Here is a 21,067-nt window from a genome sequence, read left to right on the forward strand (position 1 = left end):
CCACTTGTGGGCCGGGCACGTAGGTGTCCGGCCGGTCGTTACACAAGGTTAGCAGGACCCGCCGGTCGGCGCGAACCGTACGTCGGCTTATCGTGTGGGCATGAGCGAGACGCCCCAGAACGAGTCCCACGAGTCCCCCGACTTCGCAGCCATGACCCGCGACATCGCGGAGGTCCCGGCGGTCGAGGTGATCGTGACGGTCGCCGTCAACCTGATGAGCGCCGCCGCCGTGAAGCTCGGGCTCACCGAGGAGGGCGACGACCACAAGGACCTCGACGAGGCCCGCAAGCTGATCCACGCCCTCGCCGGTCTGCTCGACGCCGGTGTCACGGAGATCTCCTCCTTCCACGCGGCCCCGCTGCGCGACGGCCTGAAGTCCCTCCAGCTGGCCTTCCGCGAGGCCAGCTTCGTCCCGGACGAGCCGGGCCAGGGCCCGGGCGAGAAGTACACGGGCCCGGTTTACGGCTAGGTCCCGTCGCCGAACTCCCGTCGTCGCCCGCGGGGCAGGCGGGAGTTCGACGCCAGGGCCTGGGTCCGACCGCCCCTCCGGCCCGACAGGGCCGGGGCGGAATCAGTTCCTTACGTAGAAGGGCTCGCCGGGAGGCGTCGCCGAGGCCGGCAGCAGTGCCAGGTCGAGGCCGCGCACCAGGCGGGCCCTCAGTGTTTCGTCGGCGGCCAGCGCGCGGGCCACGCGCCGGGCGGCCTCCGCCGGGTCCGCGTCCTCCGCGAGGACCAGCGCCAGGGTGCCGTCGGCGGCGCCGGGGCCCAGGTGGGCGCGGAGCACCGTCGGCTCGGCGGCGACGGCGGCCCGGACCGCGTCCCGCACCGCGGGGTCGTCCAGCGGGTCCGCACTGCTGCGGCCCTCGGCGAGCGCGAGCAGCGCGGAGCCGGTCACCTGGTACGCCACCGGGCCGGCCAGGTCCAGGACCAAGGTGTCGGCCTTCTCGTGGACGAGGGCCGCGAGCGCCTGCTGCAGCGGGACGGCGACGGGCCGGGCGGCCGGGTCCCACAGGTGCAGCGAGGCCATCGAGGTGAACGCGGGCAGCGCCCGGCGGTCACCTGCGGTCAGCGTCGGCACCGCCATGTCGCTGGTCTTCTCCTGCTTGAGCCCGGTCTCCGGGTCGATCTCCACCTCGCCGAGGACGGCGACGACGGGGACGAGCAGCCGGGCGCCGCGCAGCGCCTCCAGGACCGGCCCGTGGGCGGTTCGGTCCTCCGCCCAGGCCGCGAGGGCCGCGGCGAGCCGCGGGTCGGCGGAGCCGTCGTCGGAGGAGAAACCGGGGTCGGGGATGTTCTTGAGCGCCACGCCCCGAGCCTAACCGCCGCCTTCCGGGCCGGATGACCAGGGCCGACCGGACCTCAGCGGGTGCGGCCGCCGCGCCAGAGGGCCACCGCGGCGGCCAGGAGGACGACGCCGGCCCCGCCCGCGAGCGGCGCGAGGATGCCGACGGGGTGCGACTCCTCCGCGGCGGGCTGCGGGCCGGGGCCGAAGTAGCGCCCCGTCCAGCCCGCGACGGCGGTCTTCGGGTCGGCGCCCTTCAGCTTGCCGCCGGCCTTGATCGCGGCGGCGGGGTCGACCGTGCCGTAACCCTTGTCGTCGCTGCGCCCGCCCTTGGGCCGGCTGCGCGCGGTGTCGACGAGCAGCTGCTTGATCTGGGCGGGGGTGAGGTCGGGGTGGGCGGAGCGGACGAGCGCGACGGCGCCGGAGACGAAGGCGGCGGCCGCGCTGGTGCCCCAGCCCTCGTAGTAGCGGCGGTCGGGGTCGGCGATGACGATGTCGACGCCGGGGGCACTGACCGTGGCGTACCAGCGGCTGGTGGAGAAGGAGGCGTGGGTGCCGTAACGGTCGACGGCGGCGACGGCGATGACCCCGGGGTAGGCGGCGGGGTACGAGATGTGGTCGCCCTTGTCGCCCCCGTTGCCCGCGGAGGCCACGACGGAGACGCCCTTGGCGAGGGCGTACTGGACGGCGGCGTCCTCGCCCGCGTCCGGGTGGGCCGACTCGGAGTCGTCGCCGAGGGAGAGGTTGATGACGTCGGCGCCGTGGTCGGCGGCCCAGCGGATGCCTTCCGCGAGTGCGGTGCCCCGGGTCTTGCGGGCCTTGTCCCGGGCCTTGTCGGTGCCTTCGAGGATGACGCGGACGGGCAGCACGCGGACCTTCGGGGCGATGCCGAGGACGCCGTCCTGGCCGCCCGGGCCGTGGCCGTGTCCGGCGATGATGCCGGCCATGGCGGTGCCGTGCCTGGCCCAGGCGCGGTCGCCGCGCTCGGCGCCGAAGCCGACGAGGTCGGTGCCGGGCAGGACCGAGCCTTCGAGGTCGGGGTGGCTCGCGTCGACGCCGGTGTCGAGGACGGCGACGGTGACGCCCTCCCCGCGCGTGGTCTGCCAGGCCTTGCCGGTGTGCAGGGCTTCGAGTCCCCACTGACGGGCGCGGATGGTGTCGGCGTACGCGGGCGTGGTGGTCGCCGGCAGGACGGCGAAGGCGGCGGCGAGGAGCGCGACGGCGGCTCGGCGCGGGGCGAGGCGGGCGGTACGGCGGACGGCCGGGCGGAGGGTCACCGCTTGTCCTCCTCGACGGCGGCGGCGACGGTCGCGCGCAGGGCTCGTTCCACGGCCTCGGCGGCGCCCTTGGCCTCGTGGCCGAGGCCGGCCTGGGCGACGGCGGTCGTGCGCTTGGGCTTCATGGCGCGCTCCGCGGCCTCGGGCTCGGCGACGACCCGGCCGTCGGCGAAGCCGGAGACGGCGGTGACGACCACGGGCAGGTCGGGCAGGACGTGCCGCCACCAGCTGGCCCGCTGGCGGTCGCCGAAGCGGGCGGCGACGGTGCCGGGCGCGGAGAGGGCGGGGGCCGGTTCGTCGGCGGCGCGGGAGCCCAGGGTGCGCATGGTGGCGGGATCGGCCTGGGTGAAGACGAGGGCCACGGTGACGACGTGGGAGGAGGTGGCGTCGGTGTAGGTGGCGCGCAGCACCCGGTCGCAGCCGACGGCGCCCAGGGCGGTGTGGAGGGCCCGGGGCAGGGCGGTGGGCGTGCAGGGCGCGTCGGGGGCGACGACGATCCGGCTCCAGGTGCGCGTCGCGCCGCCGGGACCGGCGTCGGGGCCGGAGAGGGTGCGCGGGAAGAGGGTGTCGACCGGGGCGTCGTGCCAGAGCGCGCGGGCGCGGCTGAAGCCGGGCGGTTCGGCGGGTTCGCCGGCGCCGGTACCGGCGAGCACGGCGCCGGTGAGGGCGCCGCCGACGAGCCCGAGGGCGAGCACGGCACAGACCGCGGCCGCGACGACCCGGCCGGTGCCGCGTTCCCTGATCGGCCGGAGCCGGGTGGTGGTCTCGACGGGGGTCTCGGCGGGCGCGCCGCCGCGCAGGGCCCACGGGTCGTACGCGTACGCCGGAGCGGGGCGCGGGGCGCCGCCCGGCGGACCGGCGGGCGTGGGATGGCCGCCCCGCACCGCCCCGGGGCCGGCGGGCCGGGCCGGAGCGGGGTGCGCAGGCGTGCCCTGGCGCGGGGCGGCGCCGACGGGGCCCTGCCGGTCGTCCCGTACGGGCCGGAGCCGGGTGGTGGTCTCGGTGGGCGCCTCGGCCCCCGGGGCCGGCCGCACGGGCCGCGCGGACGGGGCCGGCTGCTCGGGCGGCAGCGGCTGTGCGACCCGGCGAGGCCGACCGTCACCGGCGGGACGGGCCTGCGGGGACGCCGGGGGCGCGGAAGCGACGGGAGCCGCCGGCGCCGGAGGCTCCGGGGGCAGCAGCGCCTCGGTGATGCGGGAGACGGGGCGCTCCGGCGCCGGCGCGGGCTCACGGAGCGCGGGGCGCTCCGGCGTCGGGGAGGACACCGCGAGCCCAGGGGGCGTGGACGGCGTCGGGGCGTCCGGTCGCGGGCTGGCGACGGCCGGGGAAGGCGTCCGGGGTGCGGGCGCGGACGACGCCGAGGCACCCGGCCGCGCGGAGCCCGCGGCAGGGTAGGTCGCCCTGGGTCCGGGCGCGGACGGCGTGGGGGCGTCCGGTCGCGGGGTGCCGGCGGCCGGGGAAGACGTCCGCGGCGCGGGCGGCGTCGGGGCGTCCGGTGCCGCCGGGGCCGCGTGGTCCGCGCGGGGCCCGGCGGGTGCCGAGAGCGGGCGGTGCGGCGGTGGCGTGGCGGGCTCCGGCGGGAGGAGGGCTTCGGTGATGCGGGACATCGGGCGCTGCGGCTCGGTGCTCATCCCCGTCCCCCTGGTCGTTCCGTGAAAGCAATGGCCGCCACTCTACGGTCTGTTCCCCCTGGTGCGGGAACCCAGGGGCTACCCACCCGTAAACCCGTCTGGCAAGCTCGGCCCATGACTCCCCGTGCCGCCGACCGCGCCCGGTACGACCGGGCCACCGCCCACCTCGACGCGCCCCTCGCGGTCGTCGATCTCGAGGCCTTCGACGCGAACGCCGACGATCTGGTCCGCAGGGCCGGGGGCAAGCCGGTACGGGTCGCGAGCAAGTCGGTGCGGTGCCGGGCGCTCCTGGAGCGGGTGCTGGCGCGGGACGGGTTCGCGGGCGTGATGTCCTTCACCCTCGCCGAGTCGCTGTGGCTGGCCAGGGCCGGGGTCGAGGACGTGCTGCTGGCCTATCCGTCGGCCGACCGGGGCGGGTTCGCCGAGCTCGCGGGTGACGCGAAGCTGGCGGGTGCCGTGACGGTGATGGTCGACGACGTGGCCCAGCTCGACCTGATCGAGGCCTCTCGGGCGGGCGGCACGGAGGAGATCCGGATCTGTCTGGAGCTGGACACCTCGCTGCACCTGCTGGGCGGCCGGGTGCGGATCGGGGCCCGGCGCTCACCGCTCCACGAGCCCGCGGAGCTGGCCGATCTCGCCCGTTCGGTCGCCCGGCGGCCCGGTTTCCGGCTGGTGGGCCTGATGGCCTACGAGGGTCACGTGGCCGGCGTCGGGGACGCGGTCGCCGGCCGGCCGCTGCGCTCGCGGGCGATCCGGCTGATGCAGTCGGCGGCCCGCAAGGAGCTGGCGGCGCGCCGGGCGGCGGTGGTCCGTGCGGTGCGCGCGGTGGCGCCGGAGCTCGAGTTCGTGAACGGCGGCGGCACGGGCAGCGTGCAGCACACCGCTGCCGAGGACGCGGTGACGGAGATCGCGGCGGGCTCGGGGCTGTACGTACCGCGGCTCTTCGACGACTACACCTCGTTCTCCGGGCGCCCCTCCGCGCTCTTCGCCCTGCCCGTCGTGCGCCGCCCCGGCGTGGGCGTGGTGACGGTCCTCGGCGGCGGCTATCCCGCGTCGGGCGTCGCCGGGCGGGACCGGCTCCCCGTCCCGTACCTGCCGGAGGGTCTGCGCTACGACCCGCAGGAGGGTCCGGGCGAGGTCCAGACCCCGCTGCTCGGCTCGCCCGCCGACGACCTCCGCATCGGCGACAAGGTCTGGTTCCGCCACGCGAAGGCGGGCGAGCTGTGCGAGCGCTTCGACACGCTGCACCTGGTGGAGGGCGACCGGGTGACGGCCGCCGTCCCGACGTACCGGGGTGAGGGGCGGACCTTCCTCTAGACGGTCTCCCGTCTAGAAGACGGAGTCCTGCTGGTCCGGTACGACGCTGCCGTCGGCGCGCCGGACCGGCCCGGCGGTGCCGTCGGCGGTGGTGTACCCGGTGGTGGCGCAGGGGTAGGGGGTGGTCCTGCGCTGCTTCGGCTCGATGAACATGGGGTTGACGATCCATCGGCCGTCGCGGTTGTCGTAGGCCCGGCACATCAGCTCGTTCTTGTTGCGGTTGAGGACGAGCCGGAGGCCGGTGGCGTCGCGCAGGAAGGAGACGTCGGTGTCGGAGTCGCCGGCGGCGAGGACCTGGCGGCGGTCGGCCGGCTGGACGCGCTCGGCGGCGGCGCCGTGGACGCCGAGGATCTCCTGGTTGATCCAGCAGCGCTTGCCGTCGATGTAGGTGATCATCCGGTCCTCGCCGTCGCGGACGCTGCCGCAGCCCTGGAGGTGGCTGGTGAGGCGGCCGTGCTCGGTGGTGTTGCGGATGCCGAGGGTGTGGGAGGGGTCGATGCCGACGCCCTCGGCCCAGACGTCCACGACGGGCTCGGGCGAGGCGGAGACGATCCACACGTCGAAGCCCGCGTCCCGGAGGGCGCGGATCAGGTCGCGCTGCTGCTCGTAGTAGCGCACCCAGCCGGTGACCCGGGCGGTGCCGACCTGCTGGGTGGCGCCCTGCGGTGCGGCGAGGTTCTCGGCGCGGGCGGCGGCGGCGAAGGACCGGACCTCGCGGCCGGTCCAGCCGCGCAGGAGCTGGGCGAGCCAGGCGTACTGGGGTTCCATGCGGCGGTGGTCGTGGCCGGCGAACGCGGTCCTGCCCGTGCTCGTGGCGCCCTTTCCGTACACGGCGAGGATCTCGTCGGCGCAGCGCGTGTCGGTGGAGGTCGGCAGGGTGCGTCCGCCCGTGGGGCAGGCGCTGCCGAGGGCGGTGGCGGCCTCGGGGGTGAGCCAGCGGCTGGTGGTGGTCCAGTCGCCGTGGCGCGGGGGCCGGATGCGGTCGTTGCGCAGCAGCCAGTAGAGGGTGGCGTCGCCGACGTCGTTCTTGATGACCGTGTTGTCCCAGTCGAAGACGGCGAGGGGCTTCTTCGCCCTGGCGCCCTTGTCCTGACAGTGGTCGGCCATCAGGCGCTCGATGCGGGCCTGGTTGTCGCCGTACCAGCCCTCGGAGACGTTGAGCGTCGGGCAGGCGGCGGGCCTGGCCGTGGCGCCGGGCGCCGGGAGGAGCGCGGTCGCGGCGACGGCGAGGGCGGCCGCGGCGGCGTACGTGCGGAACGTGCTGTTCATGATCACACCTCTCTTTACGCACGACAGCCGGGCGCCTTGCGACGCCCGGCTGCGTGGGGTGGGGGTGGGTAGGGGGCGGCGGTGGTGAGGTCCGCAGCGGCGTCCTACAGCGGCGTCACGTACGCGCCGGAGATGCCGCCGTCGACGAGGAAGTCGGTGGCGTTGACGAACGAGGAGTCGTCGCTCGCGAGGAACGCGACCGCGGCGGCGATCTCCTCGGCCTCGGCGAACCGGCCGACGGGGATGTGCACCAGGCGGCGCGCGGCGCGCTCCGGGTCCTTGGCGAACAGCTCCTGGAGGAGCGGGGTGTTGACCGGGCCGGGGCACAGGGCGTTCACCCGGATGCCCTCCCTCGCGAACTGCACGCCGAGCTCGCGGGACATGGCGAGCACGCCGCCCTTGGAGGCGGTGTACGAGATCTGGCTGGTGGCCGCGCCCATGATGGCGACGAAGGACGCGGTGTTGATGATGGAGCCCTTGCCCTGGCGCCGCATGTACGGCAGGGCGGCCTTGCAGCACAGGTAGACGGAGGTCAGGTTGACGTCCTGGACGCGCTTCCAGGCCTCCAGGCCGGTCTCCAGGATGGAGTCGTCGTCGGGCGGCGAGATGCCGGCGTTGTTGAAGGCGATGTCGACGGAGCCGTAGGTGTCGAAGGCGGCCTTGAAGAGGTTCTCGACGTCCTCAGGGTCCGTGACGTCGACCTTGACGAAGGTGCCGCCGATCTCCTCGGCGGCGGCCTTGCCGGCCTGCTCGTCGATGTCGCCGCAGACCACGTTGGCGCCCTCGGAGGCGAGGCGGCGGGCGGTGGCGAGGCCGATGCCGCTGCCGGCGCCGGTGATGACGGCGGTGCGGCCGACGAGCCGGCGGCAGATGTTGGCTTCAGTAGTCATGCGGTTCAGGCCTCCGTGCTGATGAAGACGTTCTTGGTTTCGGTGAAGGCGGTCAGGGCGTCGGGGCCCAGCTCCCGGCCGAGGCCGGACTGGCCGAAGCCGCCGAACGGGGTCCAGTAGCGGACGCTGGAGTGGGAGTTGACGGAGAGGTTGCCGGCCCGGACGGCGCGCGAGGCGCGCAGCGCGCGGCCGATGTCGCGGGTCCAGATGGAGCCGGAGAGGCCGTACGGGGTGGCGTTGGCGAGCCGGATCGCGTCGGCCTCGTCCTCGAAGGGCAGGACGACGGCGACGGGCCCGAAGATCTCCTCGACGGCGCAGGGCGCGTCCTCGGGGACGCCGGTGAGGAGGGTCGGCGGGAACCAGAAGCCGGGGCCTTCGGGTGCCTTGCCGCGGATGGCTTCCGCGTGCTCGGCGGCGTCCGTCACGTACGCCCGTACGCGGTCGAGCTGGGCGCGGGAGATGAGCGGGCCCATCTGGGTGCGCTCGTCCAGCGGGTCGCCGACGACGATCTCCTCGATGGCGGGGGTGAGGAGCTCCAGGAACCGGTCGTAGACCGGACGCTGGACGAGGATGCGGGTGCGGGCGCAGCAGTCCTGGCCGCTGTTGTCGAGGAAGGCCATCGGCGCGGCGGCGGCGGCCGCCTCCAGGTCCGCGTCGGCGAAGACGATGTTGGGGCTCTTGCCGCCGAGTTCGAGGGTGACCCGCTTCACCTGGTCGGCGGCCTTGGCCATGATCTGCTTGCCGACCCGGGTGGAGCCGGTGAAGACGACCTTGGCGACGCCGGGGTGGTCGACGAGCGCGGCGCCGGCGACCGGGCCCTCGCCGGGCAGGACCTGGAAGAGGTGCTCGGGAAGTCCGGCTTCCAGGGCGAGTTCGGCGAGGCGCAGCGCGGTGAGCGGGGTGGTCTCGGCGGGCTTGAGTACCACGGCGTTGCCGGCGGCGAGGGCGGGTGCGGTGGCCCAGGCGGCGATCGGCATGGGGAAGTTCCAGGGCGCGATGACGCCGACGACGCCGAGGGGTTCGAGGATGGTGATGTCGAGGCCGCCGGGGACCGGGATCTGCCGGCCGTTGAGGCGCTCGGCTCCCCCGGCCGCGTAGTCGAGCAGGTCGCGGACGTTGCCGGCCTCCCAGCGGGCGTTGCCGAGGGTGTGGCCGGCCTCGCGGACCTCCAGGAGGGCGAGTTCCTCGACGTGGGCGTCGACCACGGCGGCGAAGCGGCGCAGCGCGCGGGCCCGGTCGGCGGGTGCGAGCGCGGCCCAGGCCCGCTGGGCGCCCGCGGCCCGTGCGACGGCGGCGTCGACGTCGGCCGGGGTCGCGGCGGGGACGGTGGCGACGAGCTCCTCGGTCGCCGGGTTGAGGACGTGCAGTTCGTGCGGCAAGTCTTTCCTCACATGCGTTCGAAGGAGCGGCGCAGTTCCCAGTCGGTGACGGCGGCGTCGTACGCGTCGAGCTCGACGCGGGCCATGTTGCGGTAGTGGGCGACGACCTCGGCGCCGAAGGCGGCCTTGGCGATCTCGCTGTTCTCCCAGAGTTCGGCGGCCTCGCGGAGGGTGGTGGGGACGTGCGCGTAGTCGGCGGTGTAGGCGTTCCCGGTGCAGGCGGGCGGGAGTTCGAGGCGCTGCTCGATGCCGTACAGGCCGGCGGCGACGAGGGCGGCGACGGCGAGGTACGGGTTGACGTCGCCGCCGGGCACCCGGTTCTCGAAGCGCATGGAGCGGCCGTGGCCGACGATCCGCAGCGCGCAGGTCCGGTTGTCGTGGCCCCAGGCGACGGCGGTGGGCGCGAAGGAGCCGGGCTGGAAGCGCTTGTAGGAGTTGATGTTGGGCGCGTACAGCAGGGAGAAGTCCCTGAGGGCGGCGAGCTGTCCGGCGAGGAAGTGCCGCATGACGTCCGACATCCCGTCGGGTCCGTCTCCGGCCATCACGTTCACGCCGTCACCGTTCTGGAGGGACAGGTGGATGTGACAGGAGTTGCCCTCGCGCTCGTTGTACTTGGCCATGAAGGTGAGCGAGCAGCCCTCCTGGGCGGCGATCTCCTTGGCGCCGGTCTTGTAGACCGCGTGCTGGTCGCAGGTGATCAGGGCCTCGTCGTACTTGAAGGCGATCTCGTGCTGGCCGGGGTTGCACTCGCCCTTGGCGGACTCGACGGTGAGCCCGGCGGCGGCCATCTCGTTGCGGATGCGGCGCAGCAGGGGCTCGACGCGGCCGGTGCCGAGCACCGAGTAGTCGATGTTGTACTGGTTCGCCGGGGTCAGCCCGCGGTAGCCCGCGTCCCAGGCCTGTTCGTAGGTGTCCTTGAAGACGATGAACTCGAGCTCGGTGCCGACGTGGGCGGTGTAGCCGTGGGCGGCGAGCCGGTCGAGCTGGTGGCGCAGGATCTGGCGCGGGGCGGCGACGACGGGGCCGCCGTCGTTCCAGACGAGGTCGGCCGTCACCATGGCGGTGCCCTCGTTCCAGGGGACGCGGCGCAGGGTGGAGAGGTCGGGGCGCATGGCGAAGTCGCCGTAGCCGCGGTCCCAGGAGGACATCTCGTAGCCGTCGACGGTGTTCATCTCGGTGTCGACGGCCAGAAGATAGTTGCAGCCCTCGGTGCCGTGGTCGAGCACCTCGTCGAGGAAGAACGGTGCGGCGAACCGCTTGCCCTGGAGCCGGCCCTGCATGTCGGGGAAGGCCAGGACGACGGTGTCGATCTCGCCGCTCGCGACGAGCGCGCGGAGCTCGTCGACGGTGAGCGGGGGTGTGCGGTCTGCCACGGGATTACTCCTCCTTCGGCCTGCCGGGAGCCATAAGGTATTGCGAAGAACCATTGCTTGGGAAGGGGAAACGACGAGGTGGCCAGTACGAGTGAATCGGCGGACCGGCTGACGCCCGTGCTGCGGCCGGTGCGCGCGGGCAACGGTTTCGAGGAGGCCCTGGAGCAGATCCTCCAGGTCGTGCGGCTGGGCCTGGTGCCGGGCGGGGAGCGGCTGCCGGCCGAGCGGGAGCTCGCCGACCGGATGGGCATCAGCCGGGTCACGCTGCGCGAGGTCCTGAAGGTGCTGCAGGAGCAGGGCCTGGTGGAGAGCAGGCGCGGACGGTACGGCGGAACGTTCGTGCTGCAGCGCCCGCAGACCGCAGACGAGGCGGAGCTGCGCCGCCGGATCGCGGCCGTCGACATGGAGGACACGCTGCGCTTCCGCGAGGTCCTGGAGGTCGGCGCGGCCGGCCTGTGCGCGGCGCACGGCCTGGACGAGGAGGGCGCGGAGCGGCTGCGGGCGGCGCTGGCGGCGACGCACGACGCGCCGCTCGGCGACTACCGGCGCCAGGACACCCTGCTGCACCTGACGCTCGCCGAGCTGTCCGGCTCGCCGACGCTGACCGCGCAGTACGCGGCGGTGCGGGCGACGGTCAACGACCTCCTGGACTGCATCCCGCTCCTGGTCCGCAACCTGGAGCACTCGCAGCACCAGCACACGGCGCTGGTGGAGGCGGTGCTCGAGGGGGACGCGGACGCGGCGCGCGAGGTGATGCGGGAGCACTGCGCGGGCACGGCGGCGCTGCTGCGCGGCTTCCTCACCTGAGGGGCCGGGCCGGCGGGCGCGTCCCGGGGCCGCGCGTAACCCGAAAGTAACGCAGGGGACTTGCGCTCTCCGCCCGACGGCCGCAAAGGTATGGCACCAATCCATTGGGCCCGTAGCGGGGAGCTGAGCGCTGCCATGACGCTGGAAGACACCTCAGGCACCACAGGAAACACCCACGCCCCCGACGACTACCTGGAGCGGCGCACCCTGCGCCGCGGCAGCGCGGGCTGGCTGCTGCTGACCGGGCTCGGCGTCGCGTACGTCGTCTCCGGCGACTTCTCCGGCTGGAACATCGGCCTGTCCAAGGGCGGCTTCGGCGGTCTGGCGATCGCGACGGTCCTCATGGGCGCGATGTACGCCTGTCTGGTCTTCTCGCTCGCCGAGCTGTCCGCGATCCTGCCCACCGCCGGCGGCGGCTACGGCTTCGCCCGGCGCGCGCTCGGGACCTGGGGCGGCTTCCTCACCGGCACCGCGATCCTCATCGAGTACGTGCTCGCGCCGGCCGCCATCTCCATCTTCATCGGCGACTACGTCGAGTCCCTGGGCCTGTTCGGCCTGGAATCGGGCTGGCCGGTCTATCTGGTCTGCTTCGCGCTCTTCATCGGCATCCACCTGTGGGGCGTGGGCGAGGCGCTGCGCTTCAGCCTGATCGTCACCGCCGTCGCCGTCGCCGCGCTGCTCGTCTTCGCGCTCGGCGCGCTCAGCGACTTCCACGTGGACGGCCTGAACGACATCCCGGTCGACCCGACCGCCACCGGCGCCAACTCCTGGCTGCCGTTCGGCCTGCTGGGCATCTGGGCGGCGTTCCCGTTCGGCATGTGGTTCTTCCTGGGCGTCGAGGGCGTGCCGCTGGCCGCCGAGGAGGCCAAGGACCCGGTGCGTTCCATGCCGCGGGCGCTCGCCCTGTCCATGGGCATCCTGGTGGTCCTCGCCGTGGTGACCTTCTTCGCGGCGACCGGCGCCCGCGGGTCGGCGGCCGTCCAGGAGGCCGGAAACCCGCTGGTGGTGGCGCTGCAGGGCGACGGGGAGCCCACGGCGCTCAGCCGTTTCGTCAACTACGCGGGCCTCGCGGGCCTGGTCGCCTCGTTCTTCTCCCTCATCTACGCGGGCTCGCGCCAGCTGTTCGCGCTGTCCCGGGCCGGCTACCTGCCGCGCTTCCTCTCGCTCACCAGCCGCCGCAAGTCGCCCTACCTGGGTCTGCTGATCCCCGGCGCCATCGGGTTCGCGCTCGCCGCGGGCACCGGGAACGGGGCGCGGATGCTGAACATCGCGGTGTTCGGCGCCACCATCTCGTACGCCCTGATGGCGCTCTCCCACATCGTGCTGCGCCGCCGCGAGCCGGGCCTGGCCCGCCCGTACCGCACTCCGGGCGGCGTCGTGACGTCCTCGACCGCCTTCGTCCTCGCCCTCTCGGCCCTCGTGGCGACCTTCCTGGTGGACAAGGACGCGGCGTTCATCGCACTCGGCGTCTACGTGATCGCGCTGGCCTACTTCGCGTTCTACAGTCGCCGTCACCTGGTGGCGAGCGCGCCCGAGGAGGAGTTCGCGGCGCTCGCCGCGGCCGAGGCGGAACTCGAACGCTGACCGACCCTGCTTCCCGACCCGGAGGACCCCGTGCCCAAGCCGCTCATCGGTGTGACGACCTATCTGGACCAGGCCCGCTGGGGCGTGTGGGAGCTGCCCGCGGCGCTGCTCCCGGCCGCGTACCCCCGGCTGGTCCAGCGGAGCGGCGGCCTTCCGGCCATGCTGCCCCCGGACGATCCTTCCGTGGCGGCGGAGACGGTGGCGCGCCTGGACGGGCTCGTGATCGCGGGCGGTGCGGACGTCGAGCCGGTACGGTACGGGGCCGAGCCCGACCCGCGTACCGGCCCGCCCGCCCGGGCCCGGGACGCCTGGGAGCTGGCCCTGATCGGGGCGGCCCTGGACGCGGGGGTGCCGCTGCTCGGCATCTGCCGCGGCATGCAGCTCCTGAACGTGGCCCTCGGCGGCACCCTCGTCCAGCACCTGGACGGCCACACGGAGGCGGTCGGCGTGATGGGCAGCCACCCGGTCTCGCCGGTGCCCGGCACCCGCTACGCCACCCTGGTCCCGGAGCGGACCGACGTCCCCACGTACCACCACCAGTGCGTCGAGGTCCTCGGCAAGGACCTCGTCGCCTCGGCCCATGCCGCGGACGGCACGGTCGAGGCGATCGAACTCCCCTCCCCCGCCTGGGCGCTGGGCGTCCAGTGGCACCCGGAGATGGGCGAGGACCTGCGCGTGATGCGGGCCCTCGTGGCGGCGGCCGTCAGGCGCTGATCCGCCGGCGCGTCAGCAGGGCGTACAGCAGTCCGGCGAGGAGCATGCCCACGGGCATCGCGAGGTCGACACCGCCGAGGGCCCGGGCGATGGGGCCGGTGTAGGCGGTGTCGACGCACAGCGCCGCCACGGCACCGCCGCCGAGCACCGCGACGGCACCGGCGGGGTGGACCCCGGCCGCGTACCAGAAGGGGCTCGCCGGGCTCTCGTCCATGAGGGCGGCGCCGTCGTACCGGTTGCGGCGCAGCCAGATGTCGACCGCGTACACGGTCATGGCCGGACCGAGCAGGACGACGGTCAGCTGGAGGACGTTGCTGACGGTGTCCAGGAAGTTGGAGACCAGCAGCGCGTACAGCGTCAGGGCGACCGCCACCGCGCCGTCGACGAGGACGCTGCGGGAGCGCCGGATCCGCAGTCCCACCGCCTGGAGGGCGAGGCCGGCGCTGTACGCGGTCATCGCGTTGATCGCGACGGTGCCGAGCACCAGGGCGAGCAGGAACACGGGTCCGAACCAGCCCGGCAGCATCGACTCGAGCGCGGCCTGCGGATCGGTCATGTCGACGACGGTGGCGGCGAGGGCGCCGAGCGAGCAGACCGCGACGCTGGGCAGGAATCCGCCCAGGGCGGTCCAGCCGACGACCGCCTTCGCCGAGGCCGTACGGGGCAGGTAGCGCGAGAAGTCGGCGCTGGTGGTGTACGAGAGCGGGCCGGCCGCGATCAGCGTGACGCCCCCGATCACGGTGGCCCACAGGTCCCCGCCGCTCAGCGAGGCGTCGGGCACGTAGCCGAAGTCCGCCTTCAGCAGGACGACGTAGGCGACGACGCCGAAGACCGCGGTCAGGGCGATGGTGATGGGCAGGTAGAGCCGCACGATCAGCCCGTGGCCGTACACGCCGATGGTGAGCGTGACCCCCGCGACGACGAGGACGACGACGATCTTCACCGGTGTCGAGGCGTCGAGGCCTGCCTTCTCCACCAGGGCGAACGCGGCGCCGGCCGCCGCCGCCAGATTGAGCGCGAAGTAGCAGACGGAGATCATCCAGCCGGTCACGGCGTTGTTCACACGGTTGCCGCGCACGCCGTACATGGCCCGGGTGATCACCTCGCTGGGGGCCCCGGCCGCGGGTCCCGACATCGCGAGCACGCCCGTGAGCAGCCAGAACAGGTTGCCGACCACGATCACCGCGAACGCCTGGGCGAGGCTGAGGCCCATCAGGACGAGGGCGCCCCCGACCACCAGGCTCAGGTAGTTGACGTTGGCGGCGGCCCAGATGGCGAAGAGCTCGCGGGGATGTCCGTACCGCTCCTCGTCGGGGATGTGGTCGATGCCGTGCGACTCGATCCGAGTGGGCCGGTCACTGTCGGGAGCCGGGGTGGACCGGGGTCTCGAAGCGGGGGTGCTGGATGCCATGCGGCCCTCCGGGAGAGCGTGTCGTGCACACCTGGTTGCTTATTGGTCGCACACTCAATAGCATCGCCCCCATGTCGTCAAGCGTCCAGCGCAAACGAGTTCGCAAGTCCCCCGAGGCACGCCGGGCGGAGATCGTCGAGGCGGCCGCCGCCGTCGCCCTCACCGAGGGACTGGAGTGCGTCACCCTCCGCCGCATCGCCGAGGAGCTCGACGTGCGCCCCGGTCTGATCAGCCACTACTTCCCGTCCGCGGAGAACCTCGTGGCCGAGGCCTTCGGCACCGCCGCCACCGGCGAACTCGACGCCCTGCTCCCGGCCGACCGCCCCGACGGAACGCCCACCCAGTACCTCGCGCGCTACTTCGTGCTCTCGCAGGGCGAGGCCTACGACGACATCAGCCGCCTGTGGATCAACGCCCGCCACCTCAGCCGCTACCGCCCGCTCCTCCAGGAGCGGGTCCACGAGCAGGAGCTGGCGAACGACGAACGCCTGGAGGGCCTCATCCGCGACGGCGTGACGAGCGGCGAGTTCCGCACCCCCGACCCGCACGTGACCGCGATCCAGATCCTCGTCGTCCTCGACGGCCTGGGCGCCCACGCCAACACGGCCCGCGAGAACCGCCCCGAGGCGGTACGGCGGATGGCCGTGACCACGGCCGAACGGGAACTGAACCTGCCCACCGGCACCCTGGACCACGCGGCGCGGTCACTCCCCACTCCCCTCCTCCCCCACTGACCCCTCCCAGGAGCTCGTGTGCGCACCCGACTCGTCCTGTCCTCCGCCCGGCTGCTCGATCCCGGCACCGGCACCTTCCTGCCGGAGACGGCGCTGGCCGTGTCCGAGACCGGACGGATCGCCGCCCTGGGCGACGACGGGGAGATCCGGGCCCTGGCGGCCGGCGACACCGAGGTGATCGACCTCAAGGGCGCCGTGGTGACCACCGGCCTGGTCGACGGCCACCTCCACCCCGTCACCGGCGCCGAACTCACCCACGGCCTCGACCTCTCCCACTGCACCGACCTGCACGGCGTCCGCGACGCGCTCGCGTCACAGACCCGGCGCCTCGGCCGCGGCGACTGGCTCTTCGCCTGGGGCCTGGACCCCAACGTCTTCGGCGACGAACCCGTCTCCAGTGCCCCGTTCGACACCGTCCTCGACGGCGTCCCGGCCTTTCTCCTCCTCTTCGACGCCCACTCGGCCCTCGCCAGCCGCCGCGCCCTGGAACTCGCCGGCGTCGACGGCCCGCGCGTCTTCGACCAGGCCTCCGCCGAGGTCGTCTGCGACGAACGGGGCCGCCCCACCGGCCTCCTCCAGGAGGACGCCGCCTGTGAACTGGTCGAACGCGTGGCACCCCGGCCCACCCACGCCGAACGCCGCGACCGCCTGTCCAAGGCCCTGTACGCCATGGCCGCGGCGGGCCTGACCGGCGCCCACGTCATGGACGCCAACGGCGACTCCCTCGCCCTCCTGTCCGAACTGGACGAGACGGGCGGACTCCCGCTCCGCCTCCGCGTAGCGCCCTGGTGCCAGCCCGGCACCGGCGCCGACGGAATACGGGAACTGATCGACCTGCAACGCGAACGCGGCCGCCTGTGGCGCGTGGACGGCGTCAAGCTCTTCATGGACGGCACGATCGACAACGGCACGGCGTGGCTGGAGCGCCCCGACTGCCACGGCGAGTCCACCCACGCCTTCTGGCCCGACCCGGCGGCCTACACCCACGTCATCGGCGAGCTCGCCCGCGCCGGAGTGCCGACCGCCACCCACGCGATCGGCGACGCGGCAGTACGCCACGCCCTGGACGCGATCGAGAAGCACCGGAGCACGGTCCGGCACCGCATCGAGCACATCGAGACGGTCCCGGACGACACGCTGCACCGCTTCGCCGAGCTGGGCGTCATCGCCTCCATGCAGCCCACCCACTGCTGCGACTTCACACGCGCCGACCACACCGACAACTGGTCCCGCCGGCTCGGCGAGGAGCGCGCCTCCCGCGCCTGGCGCTGCCGCGACCTGTGGGACTCGGGGGCGACCGTGGTCCTGGGCTCGGACTGGCCGATCGCGCCGTTCCCGCCGCTCACCGTCATGGCGGGCGCCCGCCACCGCCGCCCGACCCGCGACCTGACCCGGCCGCCGCACGGCCCCGAACAGGCCCTGACGCCACTGGAGGCACTGCGCGGCATGACGGTCAACGCGGCCTTCGCGGCGAACGAGGAACACGAGGCGGGCCGCCTGGCCCCGGGCCACCGCGCGGACCTCACGGTTCTGGCGGACAACCCCCTGACGACACCGGCGGCGGACCTGCCTGGGGTACGAGTCCTGCTGACGACGGTCGACGGCAAGGTGACGCACCGCGCGGAGGAGACGGCCTGAGGAAGAGGGCGGACGGGAGCGGGGGCCGTGGAGGGGCCCGTGTCCGGGACGTAAAGCGTGATTTGTGGCGCGGAAGAAGGCCGTTCACCGCACGAGTGACCAGCTCCGCGCCGTAAATCAGGCAGTCCCGGACACGGGCCCCGGAACGGCCCCCGCGGACCACCCACCGCCCCAACGGCCGGGGCGTACCGGCGCACCGAGGGCCCCGGCGGCCCCGCGCAGCAGCGGCCTGCCCGCCCACGGGCGCGCCAGGTCACACCCCAGGGTCACCCTCCACTGCGCGTCAGCGACAGCAGATCCCGAGCCGGCCCCGTCGGCCGGTGCCCCGCCGGCCACACCGCCCGCAGATCGCGCCGCAGCAGCACCCCCGCCACCGGCACGGCGACCAGCCGCCGCGAGGCCAGTTCCTCGGCCACCGCCAGCTCGCTCAGCACGGCCGGCCCCGCCCCGCTCACCGCCGCCGCCTTCACCGCCGTCGTCGACGCCAGCTCCAGCAGCGGCTGCGCCAGCCCCCCGTAGCCGGCCAGCGCCGCGTCCAGCACCTGGCGCGTCCCCGACCCGCGCTCCCGCAGCACCAACGGCGTCGCCGCCAGCTCCGCCGGGTCGAGCGCCCGTCCGCGCCGCGCCCACGGGTGCGAGGGAGCGGCGACGACGGCGAGCCGGTCATGGGCGATGACCGCCCCGTCCAGCCCCTCCGGCACGGCCAGCCCCTCCACGAACCCGAGATCGGCCTCGCCGCCGAGCAGCCGCTCCGCGACGACCGTCGAGTTCCCCGCGAGGAGCGACACGGCGGTGTCGGGCCGCTCGGCCCGCAGCGCGATCAGCCATCCCGGCAGCAGGTACTCGGCGATCGTCATCGAGGCCGCGACCCGCAGCCGCGAGTCCCGCCGCCCCCGCAGCGCCTGGACGCCCGCGTCGAAGGCCTCGGCCGCCTCCACGATCCGCCGCGCCCAGTCCGTGACGAGCGCCCCCGCGTCCGTCAGCCGGGACCCGCGGGGCGACCGGTCGACCAGGGCCACCCCGAGCTGCCGCTCCATCGACCGGATGCGGCTGCTCGCCGCGGGCTGGGTGATGCCGACCTCGCGTGCGGCCCGGCCGAGGCTGCCGTGCCGGGCGACGGCGAGGAGCAGTTCGAGCGCGCCGAGGTCGGGCACCCGGTGGGACAGAAGGCTGACGACGTCGCTCGGCTCGCTGCTCATAAAGCCAGCTTATGCCCTCATAGTCACATCACCCCTGGTGGGGGCCCTGCGCCCGCGAGAAGGTCGAGTCATGGCAACGCTCGCACCTTCCCGTCCGGCCCCCCTCGCCACCACCCCCGGCGTGCGGTGGGCCCCGGTCCGTCACCTCGGCCCCAACTGGTACGCCTCCGTGATGGGCACCGCCATCATCGCCAACGCGGGAGCCACCCTCCCGGTGGACGTGCCGGGCCTGCGCACCGCCTGCGCCGCCGTCTGGGCCCTCTCCTTCGCGCTGCTGCTGACGCTGCTCGCCGCCCGCGCCCTGCACTGGACCCACCACCGCGACCAGGCCCGCGCCCATCTCCTCGACCCGGCGATGGCCCCGTTCTACGGCTGCCTCGCCATGGCCCTGCTCGCGGTCGGCGGCGGAACGGTGATCGTCGGCAGGGACTGGATCGGCCTGCCCGCCGCGGTCGCCGTCGACGCCGTGCTGTTCACGGCGGGCACGGCCATCGGCCTCGTGGCCGCCGTGGCGGTGCCGTACCTGATGGTCGCCCGGCACCGGATCGAGGGCGCCTCTCCCGTGTGGCTGCTGCCGGTCGTCGCCCCCATGGTCTCGGCGGCGCTCGGGCCCCTGCTCCTGCCCCACCTTCCCGCCGGACCGGCCCAGCAGACCTTCCTGATCGCCTGCTACGCGATGTTCGGCATCAGCCTGCTCGCGACCCTGGTGATGCTGCCCCTGGTCTTCGGCCGCCTCGTCACCCACGGCCCGCTCCCCCTCGCCCTCACCCCCACACTGTTCCTGGTCCTGGGCCCGCTGGGCCAGTCGACGACCGCGGCGAACAAGTTCGCCGACGCCGCGTCGGCCGTGCTGCCCGAGCCGTACGCCCACGGCTTCGCCGCCTTCGCCGTGCTCTACGGCGTCCCCGTCATGGGCTTCGCCCTGCTGTGGCTGGCCCTGGCCGGTGCGCTCGTCGTGCGGGCCCGCCGCCGGGGCATGGGCTTCGCGATGACCTTCTGGGCCTTCACCTTCCCGGTCGGCACCTGCGTGACGGGCGCCGAGGGCCTGGCCCAGCACACCGGTCTCGCCGCCTTCCGCTGGCTCGCGGTCGGGCTGTACGTCCTGCTGGTCGCCGCCTGGCTGGTCGCGGCCGGCCACACCCTGCGCGGCCTGGTCAGCGGCTCGCTGCTCGCAGGGCCCGGGCGAGTGACCGCGGAGCCTCGGCCAGTGACGGCCCGTACCACGTGAGGTGACGTCCGTCGACGAGCGCGGCGACGGCCCCGGGGAACGCCTCGGGGCCGTCGTCCCGCGTGAAGCGGTAGGGCTCGTCGGGCAGGACGACGAGGTCGGGCGCGGCGGCGTTCAGCTCCTCGACCGGCACGCGCGGGTAGCGCTCGGGGTGCCCGGCGTAGAGGTTGCGTACGCCGAGGCGGGCGAGCAGGTCCCCGGCGAAGGTGTCGCGCCCGAGCACCATCCAGGGCCGGCGCCAGATCGGCACGACGGCGGTGCGGAGGGGCTCGCCGCGTCCGGCGACGGCGTCGGCAGCGGTGGCCCACGCGGCCTCGGCGGCGTCCAGCCACTCCGGCCGCCCGACCACGCCGCAGGCGTCGAGCACCCGGGTGAGCTCGGCGAAGGCCTGGTCGAGGGTGCGGATCTCGGTGACGAGGACGTCGAGCCCCGCGGCCCGCAGGGCGTCCAGGTCCTGGCCCCGGTTCTCCTCCTCGTTGGCGATCACCAGATCGGGCCGCAGCCGGGCGACGGCATCGGTGTCGGGGTTCTTGGTGCCCCCGATCCGCGCGACGGAGTCGCCGAGGCCGGCGGGGTGGCTGCACCAGTCGGTGACGCCGACGAGAGCACCGGACGCGGAGACGGCGACCGCCTCCGTCAGCGAGGGCACGAGCGAGACGACCCGCATGCCGCGCGTCGCCGGAGGCCGACGTACGGTCCTCATCCCTCCTCGGCCTCGATGTGGTCGGCGACGGAGACGAACACGAGACGGGTCGCGGGCGCGGTGGCCCGCCACCGGTGGCGCACCCCGCCGGACAGGTACAGGGTGTCGCCGCTGCCCAGCCGGTACGCGCGGCCCTCGGCCTCGACCTCGACGGCACCGTCGGCGACGTACAGCAACTCGTCGTTGCGGTGCAGGAATTCGCGTCCGGCGTCCTGCTCGCCGGTGAACTCCAGGGCCTGGAGCTGGTGCCTGCCGCGGACCAGCGGCCGTACGCCCGGCGGCATGTCCCACAGCTCCTCGTCGGAGCGGACGACGTCGACGGTGCGCGCCGCCTCGGCCGCGGCGAGGAGTTCGGCGGCGGTGGTCTCCAGGGCCTCGGCGACCAGCTGGAGGGAGCGGTCGCTGGGGCGGGCCCGCTCGTTCTCGACCTGGCTGAGGAAGGGCACGGACAGACCGCTGCGCCGGGCGACGACGGCCAGCGTGAGCTGGAGTGCCCGTCGGCGCCTCTTGACGGCCGCGCCCACGCGCAGTGACTCCTTGTCGTCCATGTCGGCCACCTCCCTCGTGTCGCTCGCGTCGCCCGTGTCACTCGCGGCGTTCGTGGTCTCGTACTGGTCGGTTACCTGAACCT

At 74.3% G+C, this 21,067-nt stretch carries 19 protein-coding genes; 8 read left to right on the forward strand and 11 right to left on the reverse strand.

From position 1 onward, the window contains the following. The first annotated feature begins 100 nt into the window (after positions 1 to 100). Positions 101 to 469: a DUF1844 domain-containing protein gene (locus ACFY8W_RS31940; protein ID WP_391112827.1), complete on the forward strand. Its 369-nt coding sequence runs from the start codon at positions 101 to 103 to the stop codon at positions 467 to 469. A gap of 102 nt (positions 470 to 571) precedes the next feature. Here ACFY8W_RS31940 and ACFY8W_RS31945 read toward each other — a convergent pair whose 3' ends face one another. From ACFY8W_RS31945 to ACFY8W_RS31955, 3 genes are read right to left on the reverse strand one after another with little or no spacing between them, the layout of a single operon-like run. Next, positions 572 to 1,306 (reverse strand): SseB family protein, encoded by a 735-nt coding sequence (locus ACFY8W_RS31945; protein ID WP_391112830.1) that lies wholly within the window; start codon positions 1,304 to 1,306, stop codon positions 572 to 574. A gap of 53 nt (positions 1,307 to 1,359) precedes the next feature. Beyond that, entirely contained in the window at positions 1,360 to 2,559 is a 1,200-nt protein-coding gene (gene mycP, locus ACFY8W_RS31950) for a type VII secretion-associated serine protease mycosin (RefSeq protein WP_391112833.1), read from the reverse strand. Continuing rightward, on the reverse strand, positions 2,556 to 3,824 hold the full coding sequence (locus tag ACFY8W_RS31955) for a hypothetical protein (protein WP_391112836.1): 1,269 nt from the start codon (positions 3,822 to 3,824) through the stop codon (positions 2,556 to 2,558). The genes mycP and ACFY8W_RS31955 overlap by 4 nt, the downstream gene beginning before the upstream one ends. 480 nt (positions 3,825 to 4,304) lie before the next feature. Between ACFY8W_RS31955 and ACFY8W_RS31960 the strand changes: the two genes are divergently transcribed. Beyond that, positions 4,305 to 5,507, forward strand: a complete 1,203-nt coding sequence (locus ACFY8W_RS31960; RefSeq protein WP_391112840.1) for an alanine racemase — start codon at positions 4,305 to 4,307, stop codon at positions 5,505 to 5,507. A gap of 12 nt (positions 5,508 to 5,519) precedes the next feature. On the opposite strand, the gene ACFY8W_RS31965 is transcribed toward ACFY8W_RS31960, so the two are convergent. From ACFY8W_RS31965 to ACFY8W_RS31980, 4 genes are all read right to left on the reverse strand, one after another. Next, the gene (locus ACFY8W_RS31965; protein WP_391112843.1) at positions 5,520 to 6,776 is read right to left on the reverse strand and encodes a haloacid dehalogenase-like hydrolase; all 1,257 of its coding nucleotides are present in this window, start codon (positions 6,774 to 6,776) and stop codon (positions 5,520 to 5,522) included. 104 nt (positions 6,777 to 6,880) lie between these two features. Further along, positions 6,881 to 7,666, reverse strand: coding sequence for a 3-oxoacyl-ACP reductase (locus ACFY8W_RS31970; RefSeq protein ID WP_391112846.1), 786 nt, complete (start codon positions 7,664 to 7,666; stop codon positions 6,881 to 6,883). Positions 7,667 to 7,671: 5 nt separating this feature from the next. Further along, positions 7,672 to 9,045, reverse strand: coding sequence for an aldehyde dehydrogenase family protein (locus tag ACFY8W_RS31975; RefSeq protein ID WP_391112849.1), 1,374 nt, complete (start codon positions 9,043 to 9,045; stop codon positions 7,672 to 7,674). An 8-nt stretch (positions 9,046 to 9,053) separates the two neighbouring features. Further along, the gene (locus ACFY8W_RS31980) at positions 9,054 to 10,418 is read right to left on the reverse strand and encodes a glutamine synthetase family protein (RefSeq protein ID WP_391112852.1); all 1,365 of its coding nucleotides are present in this window, start codon (positions 10,416 to 10,418) and stop codon (positions 9,054 to 9,056) included. A 78-nt stretch (positions 10,419 to 10,496) separates the two neighbouring features. Between ACFY8W_RS31980 and ACFY8W_RS31985 the strand changes: the two genes are divergently transcribed. The 3 genes from ACFY8W_RS31985 to ACFY8W_RS31995 all read left to right on the forward strand — a co-directional run bounded on the left by ACFY8W_RS31985 (position 10,497) and on the right by ACFY8W_RS31995 (position 13,523). Then, positions 10,497 to 11,225 (forward strand): FCD domain-containing protein, encoded by a 729-nt coding sequence (locus ACFY8W_RS31985; RefSeq protein WP_391112855.1) that lies wholly within the window; start codon positions 10,497 to 10,499, stop codon positions 11,223 to 11,225. Positions 11,226 to 11,360: 135 nt separating this feature from the next. After that, complete coding sequence (eat, locus tag ACFY8W_RS31990; RefSeq protein ID WP_391112858.1) at positions 11,361 to 12,809, forward strand: ethanolamine permease; 1,449 nt, start codon at positions 11,361 to 11,363, stop codon at positions 12,807 to 12,809. A 30-nt stretch (positions 12,810 to 12,839) separates the two neighbouring features. Next, positions 12,840 to 13,523, forward strand: coding sequence for a gamma-glutamyl-gamma-aminobutyrate hydrolase family protein (locus ACFY8W_RS31995; RefSeq protein WP_391112861.1), 684 nt, complete (start codon positions 12,840 to 12,842; stop codon positions 13,521 to 13,523). Here the strand turns inward: ACFY8W_RS31995 and ACFY8W_RS32000 are convergent. Then, positions 13,513 to 14,934, reverse strand: coding sequence for a cytosine permease (locus ACFY8W_RS32000; RefSeq protein WP_391112865.1), 1,422 nt, complete (start codon positions 14,932 to 14,934; stop codon positions 13,513 to 13,515). The two genes, ACFY8W_RS31995 and ACFY8W_RS32000, sit on opposite strands and share 11 nt — an antisense overlap. 71 nt (positions 14,935 to 15,005) lie before the next feature. Between ACFY8W_RS32000 and ACFY8W_RS32005 the strand changes: the two genes are divergently transcribed. Together ACFY8W_RS32005 and ACFY8W_RS32010 are read left to right on the forward strand one after the other, a co-directional pair. Beyond that, the gene (locus ACFY8W_RS32005; RefSeq protein ID WP_391112868.1) at positions 15,006 to 15,668 is read left to right on the forward strand and encodes a TetR family transcriptional regulator; all 663 of its coding nucleotides are present in this window, start codon (positions 15,006 to 15,008) and stop codon (positions 15,666 to 15,668) included. Between the two features lie 18 nt (positions 15,669 to 15,686). After that, the gene (locus tag ACFY8W_RS32010) at positions 15,687 to 17,306 is read left to right on the forward strand and encodes an amidohydrolase family protein (protein WP_391112871.1); all 1,620 of its coding nucleotides are present in this window, start codon (positions 15,687 to 15,689) and stop codon (positions 17,304 to 17,306) included. A gap of 266 nt (positions 17,307 to 17,572) precedes the next feature. On the opposite strand, the gene ACFY8W_RS32015 is transcribed toward ACFY8W_RS32010, so the two are convergent. After that, entirely contained in the window at positions 17,573 to 18,505 is a 933-nt protein-coding gene (locus tag ACFY8W_RS32015; protein ID WP_391112875.1) for a LysR substrate-binding domain-containing protein, read from the reverse strand. A 70-nt stretch (positions 18,506 to 18,575) separates the two neighbouring features. Here ACFY8W_RS32015 and ACFY8W_RS32020 point away from each other — a divergent pair, with 70 nt between their 5' ends. Beyond that, positions 18,576 to 19,733: a TDT family transporter gene (locus ACFY8W_RS32020; protein WP_391112878.1), complete on the forward strand. Its 1,158-nt coding sequence runs from the start codon at positions 18,576 to 18,578 to the stop codon at positions 19,731 to 19,733. Here the strand turns inward: ACFY8W_RS32020 and ACFY8W_RS32025 are convergent. Both ACFY8W_RS32025 and ACFY8W_RS32030 read right to left on the reverse strand, forming a co-directional pair. After that, the gene (locus ACFY8W_RS32025) at positions 19,660 to 20,400 is read right to left on the reverse strand and encodes a helical backbone metal receptor (protein WP_391113361.1); all 741 of its coding nucleotides are present in this window, start codon (positions 20,398 to 20,400) and stop codon (positions 19,660 to 19,662) included. The genes ACFY8W_RS32020 and ACFY8W_RS32025 overlap by 74 nt on opposite strands. Before the next feature lie 32 nt (positions 20,401 to 20,432). Continuing rightward, positions 20,433 to 20,984, reverse strand: coding sequence for a cupin domain-containing protein (locus ACFY8W_RS32030; RefSeq protein WP_391112881.1), 552 nt, complete (start codon positions 20,982 to 20,984; stop codon positions 20,433 to 20,435). Positions 20,985 to 21,067 lie beyond the last annotated feature (83 nt).

The organism is Streptomyces sp. NPDC012637 (assembly GCF_042954805.1).
Taxonomy (GTDB): Bacteria; Actinomycetota; Actinomycetes; order Streptomycetales; family Streptomycetaceae; genus Streptomyces.

Bases quoted from the DNA above. Each gene is read 5' to 3' on its own strand.
- ACFY8W_RS32005 (WP_391112868.1), top strand. From the start codon at position 15,006: ATGTCGTCAAGCGTCCAGCGCAAACGAGTTCGCAAGTCCCCCGAGGCA.
- ACFY8W_RS32000 (WP_391112865.1), bottom strand. From the start codon at position 14,934: ATGGCATCCAGCACCCCCGCTTCGAGACCCCGGTCCACCCCGGCTCCC.
- ACFY8W_RS32025 (WP_391113361.1), bottom strand. From the start codon at position 20,400: ATGCGGGTCGTCTCGCTCGTGCCCTCGCTGACGGAGGCGGTCGCCGTC.
- eat (WP_391112858.1), top strand. From the start codon at position 11,361: ATGACGCTGGAAGACACCTCAGGCACCACAGGAAACACCCACGCCCCC.
- ACFY8W_RS31960 (WP_391112840.1), top strand. From the start codon at position 4,305: ATGACTCCCCGTGCCGCCGACCGCGCCCGGTACGACCGGGCCACCGCC.
- ACFY8W_RS32020 (WP_391112878.1), top strand. From the start codon at position 18,576: ATGGCAACGCTCGCACCTTCCCGTCCGGCCCCCCTCGCCACCACCCCC.
- ACFY8W_RS32015 (WP_391112875.1), bottom strand. From the start codon at position 18,505: ATGAGCAGCGAGCCGAGCGACGTCGTCAGCCTTCTGTCCCACCGGGTG.
- ACFY8W_RS31965 (WP_391112843.1), bottom strand. From the start codon at position 6,776: ATGAACAGCACGTTCCGCACGTACGCCGCCGCGGCCGCCCTCGCCGTC.
- ACFY8W_RS31940 (WP_391112827.1), top strand. From the start codon at position 101: ATGAGCGAGACGCCCCAGAACGAGTCCCACGAGTCCCCCGACTTCGCA.
- ACFY8W_RS32030 (WP_391112881.1), bottom strand. From the start codon at position 20,984: ATGGACGACAAGGAGTCACTGCGCGTGGGCGCGGCCGTCAAGAGGCGC.
- ACFY8W_RS31970 (WP_391112846.1), bottom strand. From the start codon at position 7,666: ATGACTACTGAAGCCAACATCTGCCGCCGGCTCGTCGGCCGCACCGCC.